This window comes from Ureibacillus galli (genome assembly GCF_014836845.1).
Lineage (GTDB): Bacteria > Bacillota > Bacilli > Bacillales_A > Planococcaceae > Ureibacillus > Ureibacillus galli.
Map to the genome: position 1 here is coordinate 1 of NZ_JACSQA010000025.1, position 16,282 is coordinate 16,282.

General features: G+C 33.5%; 14 protein-coding genes and 1 pseudogene. 7 read left to right on the forward strand and 8 right to left on the reverse strand.

Going from position 1 to position 16,282, the window contains the following annotated elements; translation table 11 throughout:
* Nucleotides 1-174: 174 nt before the first annotated feature.
* Nucleotides 175-393 carry a hypothetical protein gene (locus tag H9636_RS14205; RefSeq protein ID WP_191708231.1) on the reverse strand — a complete coding sequence of 73 codons (219 nt, stop codon included), beginning with the start codon at nt 391-393 and terminating at the stop codon, nt 175-177.
* A gap of 130 nt (nt 394-523) precedes the next feature.
* Between H9636_RS14205 and purU the strand changes: the two genes are divergently transcribed.
* Nucleotides 524-1,423 (forward strand): formyltetrahydrofolate deformylase, encoded by a 900-nt coding sequence (gene purU, locus H9636_RS14210; RefSeq protein WP_191708232.1) that lies wholly within the window; start codon nt 524-526, stop codon nt 1,421-1,423.
* A gap of 73 nt (nt 1,424-1,496) precedes the next feature.
* On the opposite strand, the gene H9636_RS14215 is transcribed toward purU, so the two are convergent.
* Nucleotides 1,497-2,324, reverse strand: coding sequence for an EcsC family protein (locus H9636_RS14215; RefSeq protein WP_191708233.1), 828 nt, complete (start codon nt 2,322-2,324; stop codon nt 1,497-1,499).
* A gap of 184 nt (nt 2,325-2,508) precedes the next feature.
* Between H9636_RS14215 and H9636_RS14220 the strand changes: the two genes are divergently transcribed.
* From H9636_RS14220 to H9636_RS14230, 3 genes are all read left to right on the forward strand, one after another.
* Complete coding sequence (locus tag H9636_RS14220; protein ID WP_191708234.1) at nt 2,509-3,246, forward strand: hypothetical protein; 738 nt, start codon at nt 2,509-2,511, stop codon at nt 3,244-3,246.
* A 97-nt stretch (nt 3,247-3,343) separates the two neighbouring features.
* On the forward strand, nt 3,344-4,000 hold the full coding sequence (locus H9636_RS14225) for a reverse transcriptase-like protein (protein ID WP_191708235.1): 657 nt from the start codon (nt 3,344-3,346) through the stop codon (nt 3,998-4,000).
* Nucleotides 4,001-4,188: 188 nt separating this feature from the next.
* Nucleotides 4,189-5,694 carry a succinate CoA transferase gene (locus H9636_RS14230; RefSeq protein ID WP_191708236.1) on the forward strand — a complete coding sequence of 502 codons (1,506 nt, stop codon included), beginning with the start codon at nt 4,189-4,191 and terminating at the stop codon, nt 5,692-5,694.
* A 39-nt stretch (nt 5,695-5,733) separates the two neighbouring features.
* Here the strand turns inward: H9636_RS14230 and H9636_RS14235 are convergent, their stop codons facing one another.
* Complete coding sequence (locus H9636_RS14235; protein ID WP_191708237.1) at nt 5,734-6,189, reverse strand: GNAT family N-acetyltransferase; 456 nt, start codon at nt 6,187-6,189, stop codon at nt 5,734-5,736.
* A 214-nt stretch (nt 6,190-6,403) separates the two neighbouring features.
* On the opposite strand from H9636_RS14235, the gene H9636_RS14240 reads away from it, so the two are divergent.
* The 3 genes from H9636_RS14240 to H9636_RS14250 all read left to right on the forward strand — a co-directional run bounded on the left by H9636_RS14240 (nt 6,404) and on the right by H9636_RS14250 (nt 9,499).
* A complete protein-coding gene (locus tag H9636_RS14240; RefSeq protein WP_191708238.1) occupies nt 6,404-7,090 on the forward strand; it encodes an MBL fold metallo-hydrolase in 687 nt (228 codons plus the stop codon).
* Between the two features lie 149 nt (nt 7,091-7,239).
* Nucleotides 7,240-9,192, forward strand: a complete 1,953-nt coding sequence (locus tag H9636_RS14245) for an elongation factor G (RefSeq protein ID WP_191708239.1) — start codon at nt 7,240-7,242, stop codon at nt 9,190-9,192.
* A 103-nt stretch (nt 9,193-9,295) separates the two neighbouring features.
* Nucleotides 9,296-9,499, forward strand: coding sequence for a hypothetical protein (locus H9636_RS14250; RefSeq protein WP_191708240.1), 204 nt, complete (start codon nt 9,296-9,298; stop codon nt 9,497-9,499).
* A gap of 54 nt (nt 9,500-9,553) precedes the next feature.
* On the opposite strand, the gene H9636_RS14255 is transcribed toward H9636_RS14250, so the two are convergent.
* The 5 genes and pseudogenes from H9636_RS14255 to H9636_RS14275 form a co-directional block, all read right to left on the reverse strand.
* Nucleotides 9,554-10,153, reverse strand: coding sequence for a YitT family protein (locus tag H9636_RS14255; RefSeq protein ID WP_191708241.1), 600 nt, complete (start codon nt 10,151-10,153; stop codon nt 9,554-9,556).
* 564 nt (nt 10,154-10,717) lie between these two features.
* Nucleotides 10,718-11,794, reverse strand: a complete 1,077-nt coding sequence (locus H9636_RS14260) for a Ger(x)C family spore germination protein (protein WP_191708242.1) — start codon at nt 11,792-11,794, stop codon at nt 10,718-10,720.
* Nucleotides 11,781-12,836 (reverse strand): GerAB/ArcD/ProY family transporter, encoded by a 1,056-nt coding sequence (locus tag H9636_RS14265; protein ID WP_225230243.1) that lies wholly within the window; start codon nt 12,834-12,836, stop codon nt 11,781-11,783. The genes H9636_RS14260 and H9636_RS14265 overlap by 14 nt, the downstream gene beginning before the upstream one ends.
* A gap of 20 nt (nt 12,837-12,856) precedes the next feature.
* Nucleotides 12,857-14,182, reverse strand: a complete 1,326-nt coding sequence (locus H9636_RS14270) for a spore germination protein (protein ID WP_191708243.1) — start codon at nt 14,180-14,182, stop codon at nt 12,857-12,859.
* 822 nt (nt 14,183-15,004) lie between these two features.
* Nucleotides 15,005-16,267 (reverse strand): annotated as a pseudogene (locus H9636_RS14275) (IS110 family transposase).
* Nucleotides 16,268-16,282 lie beyond the last annotated feature (15 nt).

Here is a 16,282-nt window from a genome sequence, read left to right on the forward strand (position 1 = left end):
TCAGAAACTATTACTTTTATTTTAAAAGAAAAAAGACTGTAGGCAAACTCGAAATTTCGAGTTTGTCTACAGTCTGGGGACTTCATATTAAGAAGTCCTTAATAGAAATAACATTCTTTATTAACATAGCCTAAATAAAAATACCTCGAAGGATTATTCGAGGTATTGTTTGTATTATTGTTTGTTATTATCGAATAATTGCTCAACTTTTTTCATAATCGGGTTATTTTTAATTTTTTTCAGTAATGGATTTTTTTCTGCGCCGAACTCTTCCCTTTGTTTATTTGCGTTATTTGCACTAGGTTGAGAACTTTTCGCAGTTGCACTACTTTCATTTAATAAACCACGATCATCATAGTTTGAATAATCATCAAATTCTTTTTTATTTGTCATTTTCTCAACTCCTTTCAGTTTTATTATGGGAATTTTCTGTATTGTTTATGTAAATCGTAACGTTTATGTTTGCTCATTTTCAGAAAATAATAGATAATAATACAATTATGAAAGGCTAGGAGTGTAAGCAATGCATGGAGAACAAGGGAAAAAAATTGAAAACAGTGACGATTTAGCAAATAAAGCACGATTACTAGTAAAATGTCCAGATAAACCAGGAATTGTTTCGGTTTTGTCGACATTTTTATTCAAGTATCAAGCAAATATTATCGAATCGAGTCAATATTCGAGCGATCCTGAGGAAGGCACGTTTTTTATCCGTATCGAATTTTACAGTGAAAATTTACAACAAAAATCTCCTTTGATGGAACAGGAATTTATCCAAATTGCCAATGAGTATGAGATGAACTACCAATTTTATTATTTAAATCGCCGTCAACGATCTGCTATTTTTGTCTCTAAAGAATTACATTGTTTATTGGAATTACTTTGGGAATGGCAAAATGGAGATTTGGAAACAGATATCGTGGCAGTTATTAGTAATCATGAAGATGCCCGTCCAATAGTTGAATCTTACGGGATCCCATTTTATTATTTACCTGCAAATAAAAATATACGTCAAGAAGTGGAAGCAAAACAAATAACATTAATGGAACAGTATCAAGTAGATTTATTAATTTTAGCCCGATATATGCAAATATTAACACCTGATTTTGTCAATTATTTTGAAAACCGCATTATTAATATCCATCATTCATTTTTACCAGCGTTTATCGGGGCAAATCCTTATGATCGTGCATATAAAAGAGGAGTTAAATTAATTGGAGCAACTTCCCATTATGTAACAAATGATTTAGATGAAGGTCCAATTATTGAACAAGATGTAGAACGGGTGGACCATCGTGATGATGTTGCCACATTAAAAAAAATCGGAAGAAAAATTGAACGTCGGGTTTTAACAAAAGCTGTAAAATGGCACTTGCAAAATCGTATCATTGTAGTGAATAACAAAACGATTGTTTTCCACTAAATACGAATTAGAAAGCGACAAATAAAGGATGTCCTCTTTTTAAAAGTGGGACATCCTTTATAATTGTAAAACTTTATTCCATTAGACTATTTTCAATATGATCAAGTTCATATAATCGTTCATTAATTCTTCTTTTTCGATAGAGCATCATGCCAGCCTCACTGACATCTTCAATCATTCCTTTATTGACAAATGCCCCAAAGATCATTCCTGCAACGGGAACCATTTGTAGTAGTTTTTTCCATCCAAATTGATCTCGGTAGGTGAAAAATACTTCTTGCCAACCTTTTAACTGGCTAATCATACTCTCTGGCCCATCATTTTTAGAATGATGCATATTTGCCAGTTCCTTTAAAATCGCTTCTTTACCGACAATGTCCGCTGAGGCAAATTGTAAACATTTTACGATAAAGACCCGCTCCTGTTTCTCATTTGGATCATACCCATGAATAATGGCGATTTCTTGTAATGTTTTCAAAGCCATTCCTAAAATTAATGGAATATCAATTACTAAGGTAAATATTCCGCCAAAACCAGTAGAGGCACCTTGTACGGTGGCTAATTTACTCCGCTCGCTTTGTAATTGATGACTCATTTCAGTCATGTCTTCAATTGGCATTTTTGCGATATCATCAATTGTTTCGATTGGATAAGAAGTTGATTTTTTTATCTTCTTAATCATTCCATTTTCACTAATTAAATATTTTCCACCAGTTTGAATGTAACTTCCCAGTTCATTTACTAAAATGCCGATTTTCTCTTGTAAAAATTTCGGTGTTAACTTGTCGATTACCTTAAAAGGTAATCGACCAAGTTTCTCCCAAAAAAATAATCCTTTTTGATCTTCTTCCCATTTTTCAATTTCTAGTAAATAGTCTTGCAATTGTTCCTTTGTTTCCAATGTGATTTCCCCATTCTATTGTCTTTAAGTGTTTTACGTAATAATTAACCAAAATGTTTCATTCAAAGTATGTACAATAATTGAACATTCATTTTTTATAAAAATCTGACAATTACGTTGTCCTTTTGGTAAACTAAGGCTAAATCCCAAAAATTTTAGTGGGAGAGTTGAAAGGGGGAAGTGGATGGCTGAACAAATAGAGAGTGGTGTGTACCTTCAGGAACATTTTCGGGATTCTTTAATCATTGACCGCTATGATCCACAATTGGAACGTTTGCGTAAAAGAAAACAGGAACAATTAAGCAATCAATATAGTGAAGATGCAATTGTATGGAATGTATTTCGGACTTTTAATCAAATCGATCGATCCCTTTGGATAGAACCATTATTTCAAACTTCCTTTCATATCAATTTCCCGTATTCCATAGACGCGATCAAAATTCATTTTTGGAAAAGAATCCGACCACCAAAAAGTTATCCTTTATTAGAAGAACAATCAGAAATTGATATTATTATTGAATCTGATGAATTCGTTTGGTTTTTGGAAGCAAAATATAAATCAGACATTCTTTTCAATACAACACAGCATCGAAAAAGAGACGAAATACTTCGTCATATTGATGTCGGAACTAATTATGCAAGGAAAAAAGATTTTTATTTTTCTTTAATCATAATGGATAAATATTCTAGTCCATATGGTTATCGTATGACAACAGAGTATCGTGATTCTATAGAAGGAATCATTGGCCTACTTCCACATAGAAAAAACCTTGCTAACTTAAAAGGTATTAATGTTTTCACTTGGAAAGAAGTTCAATCTCTTTTTAAAACAGTTTATTTATATAGTAAAAATAAATACGAAAAATTTATAGCAGACCAAGCCAGTTATTGGTTGCTGGAAAAACTGAATGATGAAAGGTAAATAGGGGGAGAGCAAAATTTATTTATTCATCTTCATAAAAGATCCTATATCATGACCATAATAAATCAGTAACTGGAATAAAAATAGGAGGACTTCGATGAAAATTACAATCGAATGGACATATAAAACAAAAAACGGAGTAGAAACCGTTTTTCGATCCGATAAATTGCCGCCAGCCCATGCTTTATCTATTGGAGAGGATTTAGAGAAAACAGGTAGGGCGAAATCCATTACGTATATTGACCAACATGATAGTACATGGATGGTTAAAGAGTTAAAAAAATATATTCAAGAAATGGATACAGAACCCCACAACGTCCGTGTTTACTTTGATGGGGGATATGATATTCAAACGAGCCAAGCTGGGTTAGGTATCGCGATTTATTATGAACAAAACGGAAAGAACTATCGATTACGTCGTAATGCACCAGCTGTAGGATTAAATTCGAATAACGAAGCTGAATATGCAGCATTGCACTTAGCAATTGTTGAACTTGATTTATTAGATGTGCATCATCAAACGGTACAATTTATCGGGGATTCACAAGTAGTTATCAATCAAATGAGTGGAGAATGGCCAGCTTATGAAAAAGAATTAGTTAGCTGGGCAGATCGGATTGACATTAAATTAAACGAACTAGGTATTACACCAGAATTTGAACTCGTTCCTCGAAAATTAAATGCCGAAGCCGATCGACTTGCTACACAAGCTTTACAAGGTACGGATATAACTGGCCAGATTGAATTGCAATAAAATGTAAAAAGACTTGTTATAACACAAGTCTTTTTTATTACATAATATTATTATGTTAACTAATAAAAATATTATTCTTTTTCTAGTATTTTTCTACAATTTTGTTCTATTATATTCGTTCGGAGCATAAATAAAATAGGTGAGAAGTTCTATCATTTTTATACTAAATAGTTGAGGAGGAAACGAATTTGGAACAAGTAGTTGAAAAACGGATCGGTATTAGTAGTTTATTAGACAAAGTTATTTCAGCACAAGAGGCAGCATCGTTTATCCAAGATGGCAATATTGTCGGGATGAGTGGTTTTACCCGGGCAGGAGATGCAAAAGTAGTGCCTTTAGCTTTAGCCGAACGGGCAAAAAATGAAAACTTGAAACTTGATGTTTATACGGGGGCATCTCTTGGTCCAGAAGTAGATAAAATTTTAGCTGAAGCAGGTGGAATCCGTAAACGCGGACCATATCAAGGCGACGCAGCTATTCGGAATTTAATTAATACAGGGGAAGTGTTATATGTAGATGCGCATCTTTCGCATAATGCGGAACTTGTTCGTCAAGGTATTATTGGACCAATTGACTTTGCTATCATCGAAGCAACAGCGATTACAAAAGACGGCTTTCTCGTTCCAACAACATCCGTCGGGAACTCTCCAATTTTCGCCCAATATGCAAAGAACATTATTGTGGAGTTAAACTTAGCACATTCCGAATCCTTAATTGGTGTTCATGATATTTATATTCCAGAAGTACAAGGTCAACGGCAACCAATTCCACTCTTAAGTGCTACAGATCGCATAGGTGAAATTGGAATTAAAATTAATCCAGAAAAAATAAAAGCCATTGTCATTTCAAACGAACAGGACGCTCCATCTTTAATTGTTGATCCGGATGATGAAACACAGGAAATGGCTAATCATTTATTAAATTTCCTTCGCAGTGAAATTACAGCAGGTCGTTTAACAAATAAATTAGCACCTTTACAATCAGGGGTTGGTTCTGTTGCTAATGCTGTTTTAGAAGGATTTAAAGTTTCTGAGTTTGAAGATTTGATTATTTTCTCCGAAGTGTTACAAGATGCCGTCTTTAATTTAATCGATGCTGGAAAAGTATCTTTCGCATCTTGTACTTCCATTACGATATCCGAAGAATTACAGAAAAAGGTTTATGGAAATATTGAGAAATATGCAGATAAAATTATTATCCGTCCACAGGAAATATCGAATCATCCTGAAGTCATTCGTCGCTTAGGATTAATTGCCATTAATGCTGCCCTGGAAGTAGATATTTATGGTAACGTTAACTCAACCCATGTTGGCGGCACAAAAATGATGAATGGAATAGGCGGTTCTGGTGATTTTACTCGCAATTCTCGTTTAAGTATTTTTGTAACAAAGTCCTATGCGAAAGGCGGTAAACTTTCTTCAATCGTACCAATGGTAGCCCATCATGATCATACAGAACATGATGTTCATGTCATTGTAACGGAACAAGGTGTTGCTGACTTAAGAGGGTTAGCACCAAAAGAAAGGGTACCATTAATTATTGAAAACTGTGTACATCCTGACTTTAAACAACAACTGTGGGATTATTATAACGAAGCTGTTGAATTAACTGGTAATGCCCAAACGCCACACAATTTGGAAAAAGCGCTTTCTTGGCATGTGAATGCTGCAAAAACTGGTTCGATGAAACTTTGATAAAAAAAGTGCGTGTTCTCAAGTTGAACACGCACTTATTCATTCAATTGACTTTTCTAATTGCCATTTTATCATATGATTCTCCAAACCGACTTTTTTCATATTTAACTTTTCTAATACTCGAATGGAAGAATGATTATCCTCTAAACATTCTGCGATAATCTTTGTTACATTTGGCTTGGAAAATGCCCAATTTAGTAGTTCTTTCACTGCTCCTGTTGCATAACCTTTATTTTGAGATGAAGGTAATATTCCATAACCTACTTCGACTGAGTTTTCTAAATTCGGTTTACCTTTAAACCCAATATCCCCAACAATTTGATTTGTTTCTTTCTCGATTACAAACCAAACACCCCATCCTAATAGTGAGGAGTCATTCTTTAGTTCGTCCAAATAGTTCTTTATATGTTGACCTAATGGATAATTTGTAGAAACCGATGAAAGAAATAGTTCAGTACAAGGCAGAATTCTTAAATTTTTTGTATGTAATTCCAATAATCTTTCCTCCTTTTTAACTTTTTCTTATACAACATATTTAATTATACTCACTAGTTATACTTGAAATAAATGCCAATGACTTTAAAAACATACAATAAAGTTCTTTTTAAAAAAATAAGTTGTTTAATATTTTCGGGGATATGAAAGAGTTCATTGTCATGTATTATAAATATATACAGTATTCGGAGTTTACAACAATGGAGGAAGAGAATTGAAAATATTAGAACTACCAATTGAATTTGAATTTAATGGTCAAAAAAATACCATTTATCCTAGCTTAATTATATCGAATAATGAACTAACCTTAGTCGATACAGGGTATACGAATTTTTTAACTTTAATTGAAAATGAAATTTTAAAAAATGGTTATGAAATCAAGAATTTAAAGAATATCATCATTACACACTATGATGATGATCATATAGGTTCCTTATATGATTTTAAAGAAAAGTATCATTGGATTAACATTATAGCTAGTGACATTGAATCAAAATACATTAGCGGCGAAATGAAGTCTGAGCGATTGGTTCAAGCGGAAGAATTGTTAGACAATATGTCAAATGAAGAAATCGAATTTGGCAAATGGTTTATAAACCAATTAAAGAATTTAAAGCATGTGGCAATCGATAAAAAAGTTCGTGATGGTGATATGATTTTACATAACAAATGTAGAGTAATAGCAACACCAGGGCATACTTCAGGACATATTTCATTATATTTTCCAAGTATAAAAAGTGTAATTACAGGTGATGCAGCTGTTAATGAGAATCATGATTTAGTCATTGCTAATCCATCCTTTTGTTTAGATATTGAAAGGGCAGAACAGTCTTTAAAAAAGATTAAAAATCTTAAAGCTGAACATTATTATTGTTACCACGGTGGGAAATTTACCTTATAATCAGGGATTAAACAAAAAATATTACGCATTAATCGTCAATCTTGAGTATTGAATCCTTTACATATTATTTTATCTACTCAATAAACACGGAGTATATCATTCAAGGTAGACAATGAAACAAATTGAACGAACTAGAAATGGGGATATATATGTATAAAACTATCGGAGTGTTGGCCCATGTGGATGCTGGAAAAACAACCTTTTCAGAACAGCTCCTTTACCATACGTTAAGTATTAAAGAAAGAGGTAAGGTGGATCATCAAGATGCTTTTTTAGATAATCATTCGATCGAACGTAAAAGAGGTATCACTATTTTTGCTGAACAAGGGCGGATTCATTATAACGATGATTCCTATACATTAATTGATACACCTGGACATGTCGATTTTTCTCCAGAAATGGAGAGAGCCATTCGTGTAATGGATTATGCCATCCTAATTATAAGTGCGGTAGATGGTATTGAGGGACATACAGAAACCGTTTGGCAATTATTAAAAAAATATGATATCCCAACCTTTCTTTTTATTAATAAAATGGACAGGGAAGGGGCAGATTTACAAGCGGTCATGACTTCTATTCAAAAAGAATTAACTAACGATGCCTTATTGATAACAGAAAAAGTAACTTCTGATCACATTCCTCAAGACGTAATAGAGTGGCTCGCAGAAAGAGACGAAACCCTTTTGGAACAATATATGGAAGGGACAATAGATTTTCAAATTTGCTTCCAAATTTTTTGTTCTATGATTCAGCATAGACAGGCCTTTGTATGTATGGCTGGTTCAGCACTGAAAGATATTGGAATCAAAGAGTTTTTTGAACAATTTGCATTATTAACAAAAACCTCCTATCAAGTTGATAAGTCCTTCAAAGGATTGGTTTATAAAATTCGACACGATGAAAAAAATCAACGACTAACATTCATGAAAGCATTACAAGGAACTCTACAGGTTCGTGATGAAATTTCCTTTGATGATGGTAGTGAAAAAATAACAGAAATTCGTCTCTACAACGGCCAACGTTTTGAAACAGTTCAACAGGTTGAAGCTGGTGAAATCTTTGCAGTGAAGGGGATTTCAAAAGCACAAATTGGACAAGTAATTGGCAACAATGTCGTAAACCAGGATGAATTCGAACTTACACCAACCCTTCAGGCCAAAGTTGTTTATGATGGTAGTGTACATATAAAAGAACTTTTAAGCTATTTCCGAATTCTTGAAGCGGAAGAACCAACGTTGAAAGTTGTTTGGAGCGAAAAATTTCAAGAGATCAACGTCCATGTAATGTGTGTAATCCAACTGGAAGTATTATTGGAAGTTATCGAAACCCGATTTGGCATTCAAGTTCAATTTGAAGATCCAAAAATTTTATATATGGAAACGATTCAACAGTCAATCATTGGCTATGGTCATTTTGAACCGTTGAAACATTATGCAGAAGTCCATTTAAAAATGGAACCTGCTCCTCGAGGTTCAGGTATTCAATTTAAAAATGAGTGTCATGCAGACGATTTGTCCGTCGGTCATCAACGATTAATCGAAAAACATTTATTTGAAAGGGAACATCATGGTTTACTAACAGGATACCCCATTACTGATATTTGTTTTACACTTTTAACGGGAAGGGCACATCAAAAACATACAGAAGGCGGAGATTTTCGAGAAGCGACATTTCGGGCCCTTCGTCAAGGGTTGGAAAAAGCAGAAAACATTTTGTTAGAGCCTTATTATCGCTTTAAAATGAAAGCCTCCACTGATTTGATGGGTCGAATGATGACAGATATTCAACAAGCGAGCGGAACGTTCGAACCTCCAATAATCATTGATGAACAAGTTACCATTATAGGAAAAGTACCTGTTTCCACATTCATGAATTACAGTACAACTTTTGCAGCCTATACAAATGGGAAAGGTTCACTATCCTTACAATTTACTGGTTATGATTTATGTCATAATTCAGAGGAGGTTATCGAACAAATCGGCTACGATAAAAACGCGGATCCGGAATATTCATCATCCAGCATTTTTTGTGCGAAAGGAAAAGGATATTCGGTTCCTTGGTATGAAGCAGAAGATGCGATGCATTGCTTAAAAAAAGGATAACATCACCATTTGATTATTCGTTTGATCGATTTAATTTGAGTATAAATGAATGTAAGAATACCAAACTAAATTGAAAATGAAATGACAAATGGAGGTTTTTTGGATGAAACAAAATCCACAACAAATTCCTGGTAGACCGAAAAAATTTGTTAGTAAGGAAGAAATGATACGTAACACAGAAGAAAATATACGCGAGGCCGAAATTAGTATGGAATTTGCTGGTGAAGAAGAGCTTGAGCATCTCCAAGAAAAAAATGAGCGTCGTAAACACGCAATACAGAGAATGAAAGATGAGCCATTAAGTTAATGAGCAGGGCAATTGCACTCTATTTGCAATTGCCCTTTATGATTGTTCTATTTTTTACGTCCGAACCATATCAACAATCGTTGTTGCAATAAAATATGTAATGATGGAAATTAATGCCCCTTTCCAACCAAATAATATGAGGGCGAAAAGAAAAATAAAAAAATTGATCACAAGAATGGATTCACCGACAGAGTAGGATGTTTTACTGGAAATAAGTATCGCAAGTACGTCTGTCCCATCTAATGCTCCACCATTACGTAAAACAATCCCAATACCTAATCCAAGTAAAATACCTCCAATAAAAATTAATAAAACAGGGTTTCCATTCAGAAAAGGTGGAAATATTTTCAGAAGCCCTGTAGAAACGGTTAAAGAAATGATGCCTAATGAAGTAGAAAAAGCAAAACGTTTCCCCAAATGTTTATAGCCTAATAAAATAAAAGGAATATTTAATAAAAACAGTAAAAAACTTAAAGAATACCCCATCATTTCAGATAACATCATTGATATGCCGGTAATACCTCCATCAATTAATCCGTTAGGAATAAGAATTACCTCGAGGCTAATTGCTGCCATGAGTGCTCCTATAATAATCCAAGGTATTTTAAAGAGGAGATCTAATACATAAAATTTAAACGAATTTGTAGATTTCAAGTAAGTTCTCCTTATGTAACAAGAATAGTTCATTTTAAAATTAATCACAGAAATAAGTGATACCCCTATCAAACTATGAGTTGAAAAAGGAGATGATACACAGATTAAAGGATTTATTTTAAATGTTTACCATTCTCTAATGAAGGTTAAAAAACTCGGGTTGTAGTGGAAAGCTTTCTCAACATTTACTTGAAAGATGGGGAATCCTCATAACGGATTATAGGGGTACTGCCGACAAAACGCAGATATTATACGCTAAGACATTTTTTGGATATGAAAACCCTGATTTTTCTACGCTAAGCAGAAGGATCAGGGTTTAATATTTTTCTTCGTATTCTTTTGGTTTCGTAGTTTCCAAATAATGTCATGTTGAACTAACGCACCCGTTTGTTTAAGTACATTGTTTCACATAATTCACAAAGAAAGCCGGTTTTCTTATCGAAAAACAGCTTTTTATTATCTATTTATTTTTTCAATTGTTATATTCAAGATAACTGCTGAGATAACATAAATTTGATTCATAAAATCCAATCCAGTTACAAAAATGGATATAGATATAATTCTTTAAGTTGTTTTCAGATAACCTTCATTTTGAATGTCTATTTTAACATTAATATTAATCTTCATGTTTTTAAAGTAATCTGACCTCCAGTTTTTTAATTCATCACGAGGGATTTGATTTCTAAAAAACTGACCCATTCCGAATACATCAGCCTCATTCTCTTGAAGTTTTGTAAATAATTTATTATACCTCTCAGAGATTAGAGTATTAATTTCCTCTTTAATTAAATTCAAACTGGGTTCTCCTTTTGTTTCCAATATCACAACTCTCATTTTTATTAGACTTTCCATATGTGCATCATTATTCACTAGTCTTCCTATATTGTCAGTTTTAGAACCCAGTAGCATGACTGTAGCATGTTCCATTACTTCCATTTTTCCATTACCACTCTCCCCTTTAAAAACATTGTACAGCAGGGTTTCGTTTGAACTGATTTGCTCGACCATTTTTCCTCTTTTTAATATGGCAGAACCGATTTGATCCATAGTCGTATCTTTTCCCGAACGAATCAAAGGTATAGCCACATCATGTGTATAAGAATGTATGCCTCGGAAGACCTCCCAAACTCTTGTAAGGGCAATGTCAGGATTCCAGCCTGCATTTTTTTCGAAATAGTTATAAGTGCTGAGCCCTTTTTTTTCGGCATTAATTTTAATGTTATTGAAAAATTCTTGAAGATCCTCATCACATATTGCAACTAAAGCTTTTGGGGAAACGTCTCTTGAACGCATAAATCCTGCAATTATATCGTTTATTCCATCCTCAGCAGTTTCTTTCTCAATAAAGATTAGCTTTACATGCAATAAATCCACATCGCTCTCCATATTTCTACTAATTGTATCCACTGCTTTTGAGACCGTTTCAGCTTTAGCAGATACAATTTTTGTTTCCATACTACCATCAATAGGCACTGGTATATTCAGGATTACCAAATATTGGTCGTCAACTTTCTTAACACCTATCGACACTGGTAGTAGACGATGATTTATATCCTTATTATCCCAACAACCGCTTAAAATCAAAACCATAGTTAAAAGACTACAAATTAAATAAATGACATTTTTATTAGATAGTTTCATTTGTATCCTTCCTCTTTAATCTTCTTCCAATATAGTAAATAAAAAGAGGTACCACAATTAAAACGTAAGACCTTAAAAAAGAATTCATAAAAAGGATATTTTCAACATCCTTCCAGTCTGGAATCCAAAAGCAAACGAAAAAAATTGCAACAGACAAACCGAACAATAGGTAGCTAGGTCTACTTTTAGGAATGTAATAGTTGATTATTCGAATTGCTTTCCACAATGAGAGAGAGAGATACAAAATAATGAAAGCAATAAGGCTTAAAAGAAAAAACATTGTAACTCGGTCAAACATTAACCAATCGATATTTATAGAATCCACAATAAGTACAAAAGGAAGAAATGCTTTAGATGCAGACGCTTGTCCCAAAGTAAGAATTGGAATGTAGACTGAAAAAAGAAAGAAAGGAATAAGAAATATCGCAGACAAAATAACATTTTTTCTTTCATAAGAGAAAAATGGTTGTACAAATCCAAGAAAGAGAAACCCACCGGCGAATGCAAAATAACTCTCGAAGTAAGCAGGCTTACTAATGAATCCTAAGTCTGTGTCAAAAGGTATGGCATATCTCCAATCAACATTCTGAAATGACATGATTAAGACAAACAATAATATTGGAAAAAATAATATAAATAATAAAAATGCAGCTCGTAAAATGGCTTCAATACCTTTATATGAAATGTACGCAGAAACAGACAACAATAATAGTATAATTGTCCATAATGGGGTATGAGATAAAAATACCAATGTTACGATTTCTGCGTATGCTCTGACTGTTATAATAATGGCCATGATTAGATAAAGTAAAATGGGGGCAAAAAATAAAAAGGTTACGCCTTTTTTGCTTTTTGAAAATATACTTAAAATATCCTTTGTTGGAAAAAAACTGAGACCTTTCATATAAGTCAACAAACATACAAAATGGACTATAATCCCTATTAAAATTGGGAACCAATGGCCTTGTTCTGTACTAGCAATAATATCAGCAGGAAACATAAAAAAAATTAGTCCGAGATGACAAAGTACATACATTATCATAACATGAAGACTTCTTACCACTATTGTTCCTTCCTTCCTATATTTAAATAGAGATAGGACTTGCCAAAGGTAGTTAAACTTGCCAAATAAGAACTAATAAAAACTAGACCTACTACTAATCCTAAAACCCCAAATAGTGAAGAAAGAATTACATTAATATATTTAAATAATCTGATTGAAAGCGAGCTTTGAGCCCCTACGAGGGTTGAGTTAGCAATTGTTGTTGCTGCAAGAATGATGATTAAGAGATTGCTGACTAATTTAGCTTCAACAACTGCTTGTCCTAATATAATTCCTCCAACCATTGTAATTGTGGGACCTACTGATTTTGGAAGCCTTATGCTTGCTTCTAATATCAGTTCAAGAACAACCAACATGATTATAACTTCAACAAGTGCTGGATAAGGAACCCCTTCTCGACTTTGAGCTACAGAAAGTGCAAGCTCTATCTGCAACGCTTCGGGATTCACAGCAACAAGAGCAACATACATTCCTGGACTTATTAGAGCAATTAATGCACCAATTACTCGGAGGCAACGGATAGTTATCATAATGGGAAATGGAAAATTACGATCACTTTCAACAATAAACATATCCCATAGGAGATTAGGCAGGATTAAAGCAAATGGTAATTGATCAACTAATATAACAACTCTTCCCGTTTTAAGAAATTGTGATGCATGAAAAGGAAGCTCTGTCGTATTAAATTTTGAAATTGTATCCCAAGATGAAAACCCCAGCATTTTTGACAAGCTTTGTAAGTTACTGATATCCATACTCTTATTCTTTTCAATAAGACTATTTATATTTTCAACAAGTTCTTTATCCACTACGCCATTAATAAATAGTAAAGAAATTTTTGTCTTCTGATTTTTCCCTGTTGTGAAGGAATGAACAAGAAGTTTATTTGAAGTAAGTTGTTTACGAAGGAGTCCAATATTTGTATCAATATCTTCTGTAAAGGAGTTTGAAGGTCCTTGAATTACACTTTCATTTGATGGAACTTCAATTGAACGATTTAACCCCTTAGGAACAGGTTCGTAAATAATAAACTTTTTTGTATTTTCTATATATATAATGAGTTTACCTTCAAGAATTGATGTAATAGCCTTTTTTGTATCGTCTTCAAAAAGTTCACCCATTAAAATAAATATAGTTTCTGATGTTTTCCCTTGAGAAATTAAACCCTCTGACTGTTTTTGAAAAATTGTTTTTGTTTTTGTTATATCTATTAGTGTATTTAGTCCTAGTAACAAAACTTCATTTTCTAAAAGGTAATCACGTTTTATAAAAAAGTCATCATTACCCCCTAACGCTTTTTTAATATCTAAAACCATTTGTTCCATAACATTTTTCCTTTCATTTCCTATATGTTTAATATGCACTTAATTTTATATAATTATTCAGGGGGAAAATTGATACTGGAACAATTTATATAACTTCTAAATGTTTAAGAAAATAAAAGGAAGTGAATGAACGCAAATTGGGAATACGAACTATTGTCCTTAGAAGAAAAAATTAAGATACAGAAATCTGGAAAAGTTGAAGTGTAGAAGTTTAGGATGAAGAGGAATACAATATTATTGTTTATAAACAGTTTGAAATAATTTTTATAATAAAAGTACATACCAGCTAAGTTACGGAATTTTTGAATAGCCACACAAATATCCCCATTTCAGGTGGGAACGAGGAATTTGTGTGAACAATCTTGATGATTGGGATTTGTTTTTATTAATAGCGCTATTCAACTAAACTCCCTCTATAAAAGAAGGGAAAACGCCGGATTACTCTTGTTTTCTTAGATTTTCATAGTTATTTACCTGTCGGTAAATGTCCTTATAGCTGGAGGATTCTCACTTGAAAGGATATATTTGGACTCTGAGAGAAAAAAGAGCTATAACCCATCAACCACCTTCTTACAACCATTGGTGGATGAGTAAAAATATGATTGCACTGGTGGATCTCCACATTTCTCATGGAGGTCAACCCTCCCATATCTCACAGAGTCTTCGCTCCAAAATTCCTTCGTCCAACCTTTCCATGAGGTGGATGTCAGTCATGCTGCCCGACAGGGTCCTTGCCCGTATTTTAGTTGTTTTACTGACTAATCCGTGCTTCAAATGTTTAAAACAATTAACCTACTAAATAATTTCAATCAAGAAAAGAAATTAAGCTGCTACCTGTAATACGTCCATATGAGGAATGTCCGATAACATGCGTTCTTCACTAAATTCGCACTGCTTTTTACCGATGGTAAATAAAATACGTATGAGCTTATTACATATTGCAATTCAATTAGAGATTGCATCTTCTTCAAAGGATTATTTGGACGCTTTGTAAAATACTCATGTAATGCCTTAAAAGCGGTATTTTTAGCGACCAAAGGCATTGCAACTCGAAAGAGGAGAGCTCTTAATGTCTTCCTACCTCTCTTGGTAATTTAGGTTTGTCCTTTATGCTTACCAGATGTATTTTCCTTAAGACTAAGCCCAGCTAGTTTGATAATCTGCCTTGGGTGGGAATAGTAACTTAGGTCTCCTACCTCTGAAAAAAAGCCTGCAACCGTGTCTTTCCCTATTCCCTTAATAGCCAACATTTGTTCAACACCTGGAATTTGTTCAAGAAGTTTATCTATGTTAGATTCCAGTTCTTCGAACTTTTCTTTTATTAGTTCATATTTGTCTATTAACGTGCGAAGCTCTAACTTAGCCATATCAGAACCTTCCCTAATACCAATTGAAGCAACTGCAATCTTCTTTAGTTCTTTTATTTTACTGAGTCCCACTGCACGTTTAACAGCTTTTCGAAGATGTACTAGTATCTCCTGTTCGGAGAGAGCTACTAACTCATGTGGCAATAAATTTAGTTTTAATAATTGTATAGCAGATTTACCTTCCCAATCCTTAAAAGACGGTAAGAAACTCTGGAAAATAGCGGTCTATCCAATTATGGACTTGCCCTTGAACTGCTTGAAGATCAACAGATAGAAGATCACGTATTTTTCTAGCCACACGAAGTTCTGCATATCTCCCGTCTTTGACCAACTGTGCGATAACTCTTGCATCCTTTACATCATTTTTAGTTGGAGAATTATCATCTAACTCTTTACTTTTCTTTACATGCAAAGGATTTACAACTACAAACTTGATATTTTTCGCCTTAAGGAAGTGAGCTAAATTCAGCCAATAGTGACCTGTCGGCTCCATTCCTACGATCACTTTTTCCATATTGTTTTGATTCATTAACTTTTTTATCCACTCTAAGAAACAGTTAAAACTAGAATCTGTATTTTCAAAGTATAAAGGTGCTGAAAATTCTAAACCTCTAAAGTCTTGGGCTCTTGCCACATGCTTGTATTTAGCAATATCAACACCTATAATTAATGTTTGAGAAGTAATTTGAGCAATCTTTTCATTTTGGTTATAATTCATTTGAATAGCCTCCTG

What these genes read in the sequence shown, in the direction of transcription:
- H9636_RS14265 (WP_225230243.1), bottom strand. Translation starts at nt 12,836, where the DNA reads ATGATAATGTATGTACTTTGTCATCTCGGACTAATTTTTTTTATGTTT.
- H9636_RS14245 (WP_191708239.1), top strand. Translation starts at nt 7,240, where the DNA reads ATGTATAAAACTATCGGAGTGTTGGCCCATGTGGATGCTGGAAAAACA.
- H9636_RS14270 (WP_191708243.1), bottom strand. Translation starts at nt 14,182, where the DNA reads ATGGAACAAATGGTTTTAGATATTAAAAAAGCGTTAGGGGGTAATGAT.
- H9636_RS14250 (WP_191708240.1), top strand. Translation starts at nt 9,296, where the DNA reads ATGAAACAAAATCCACAACAAATTCCTGGTAGACCGAAAAAATTTGTT.
- H9636_RS14225 (WP_191708235.1), top strand. Translation starts at nt 3,344, where the DNA reads ATGAAAATTACAATCGAATGGACATATAAAACAAAAAACGGAGTAGAA.
- purU (WP_191708232.1), top strand. Translation starts at nt 524, where the DNA reads ATGCATGGAGAACAAGGGAAAAAAATTGAAAACAGTGACGATTTAGCA.
- H9636_RS14205 (WP_191708231.1), bottom strand. Translation starts at nt 393, where the DNA reads ATGACAAATAAAAAAGAATTTGATGATTATTCAAACTATGATGATCGT.
- H9636_RS14260 (WP_191708242.1), bottom strand. Translation starts at nt 11,794, where the DNA reads ATGAAACTATCTAATAAAAATGTCATTTATTTAATTTGTAGTCTTTTA.
- H9636_RS14220 (WP_191708234.1), top strand. Translation starts at nt 2,509, where the DNA reads ATGGCTGAACAAATAGAGAGTGGTGTGTACCTTCAGGAACATTTTCGG.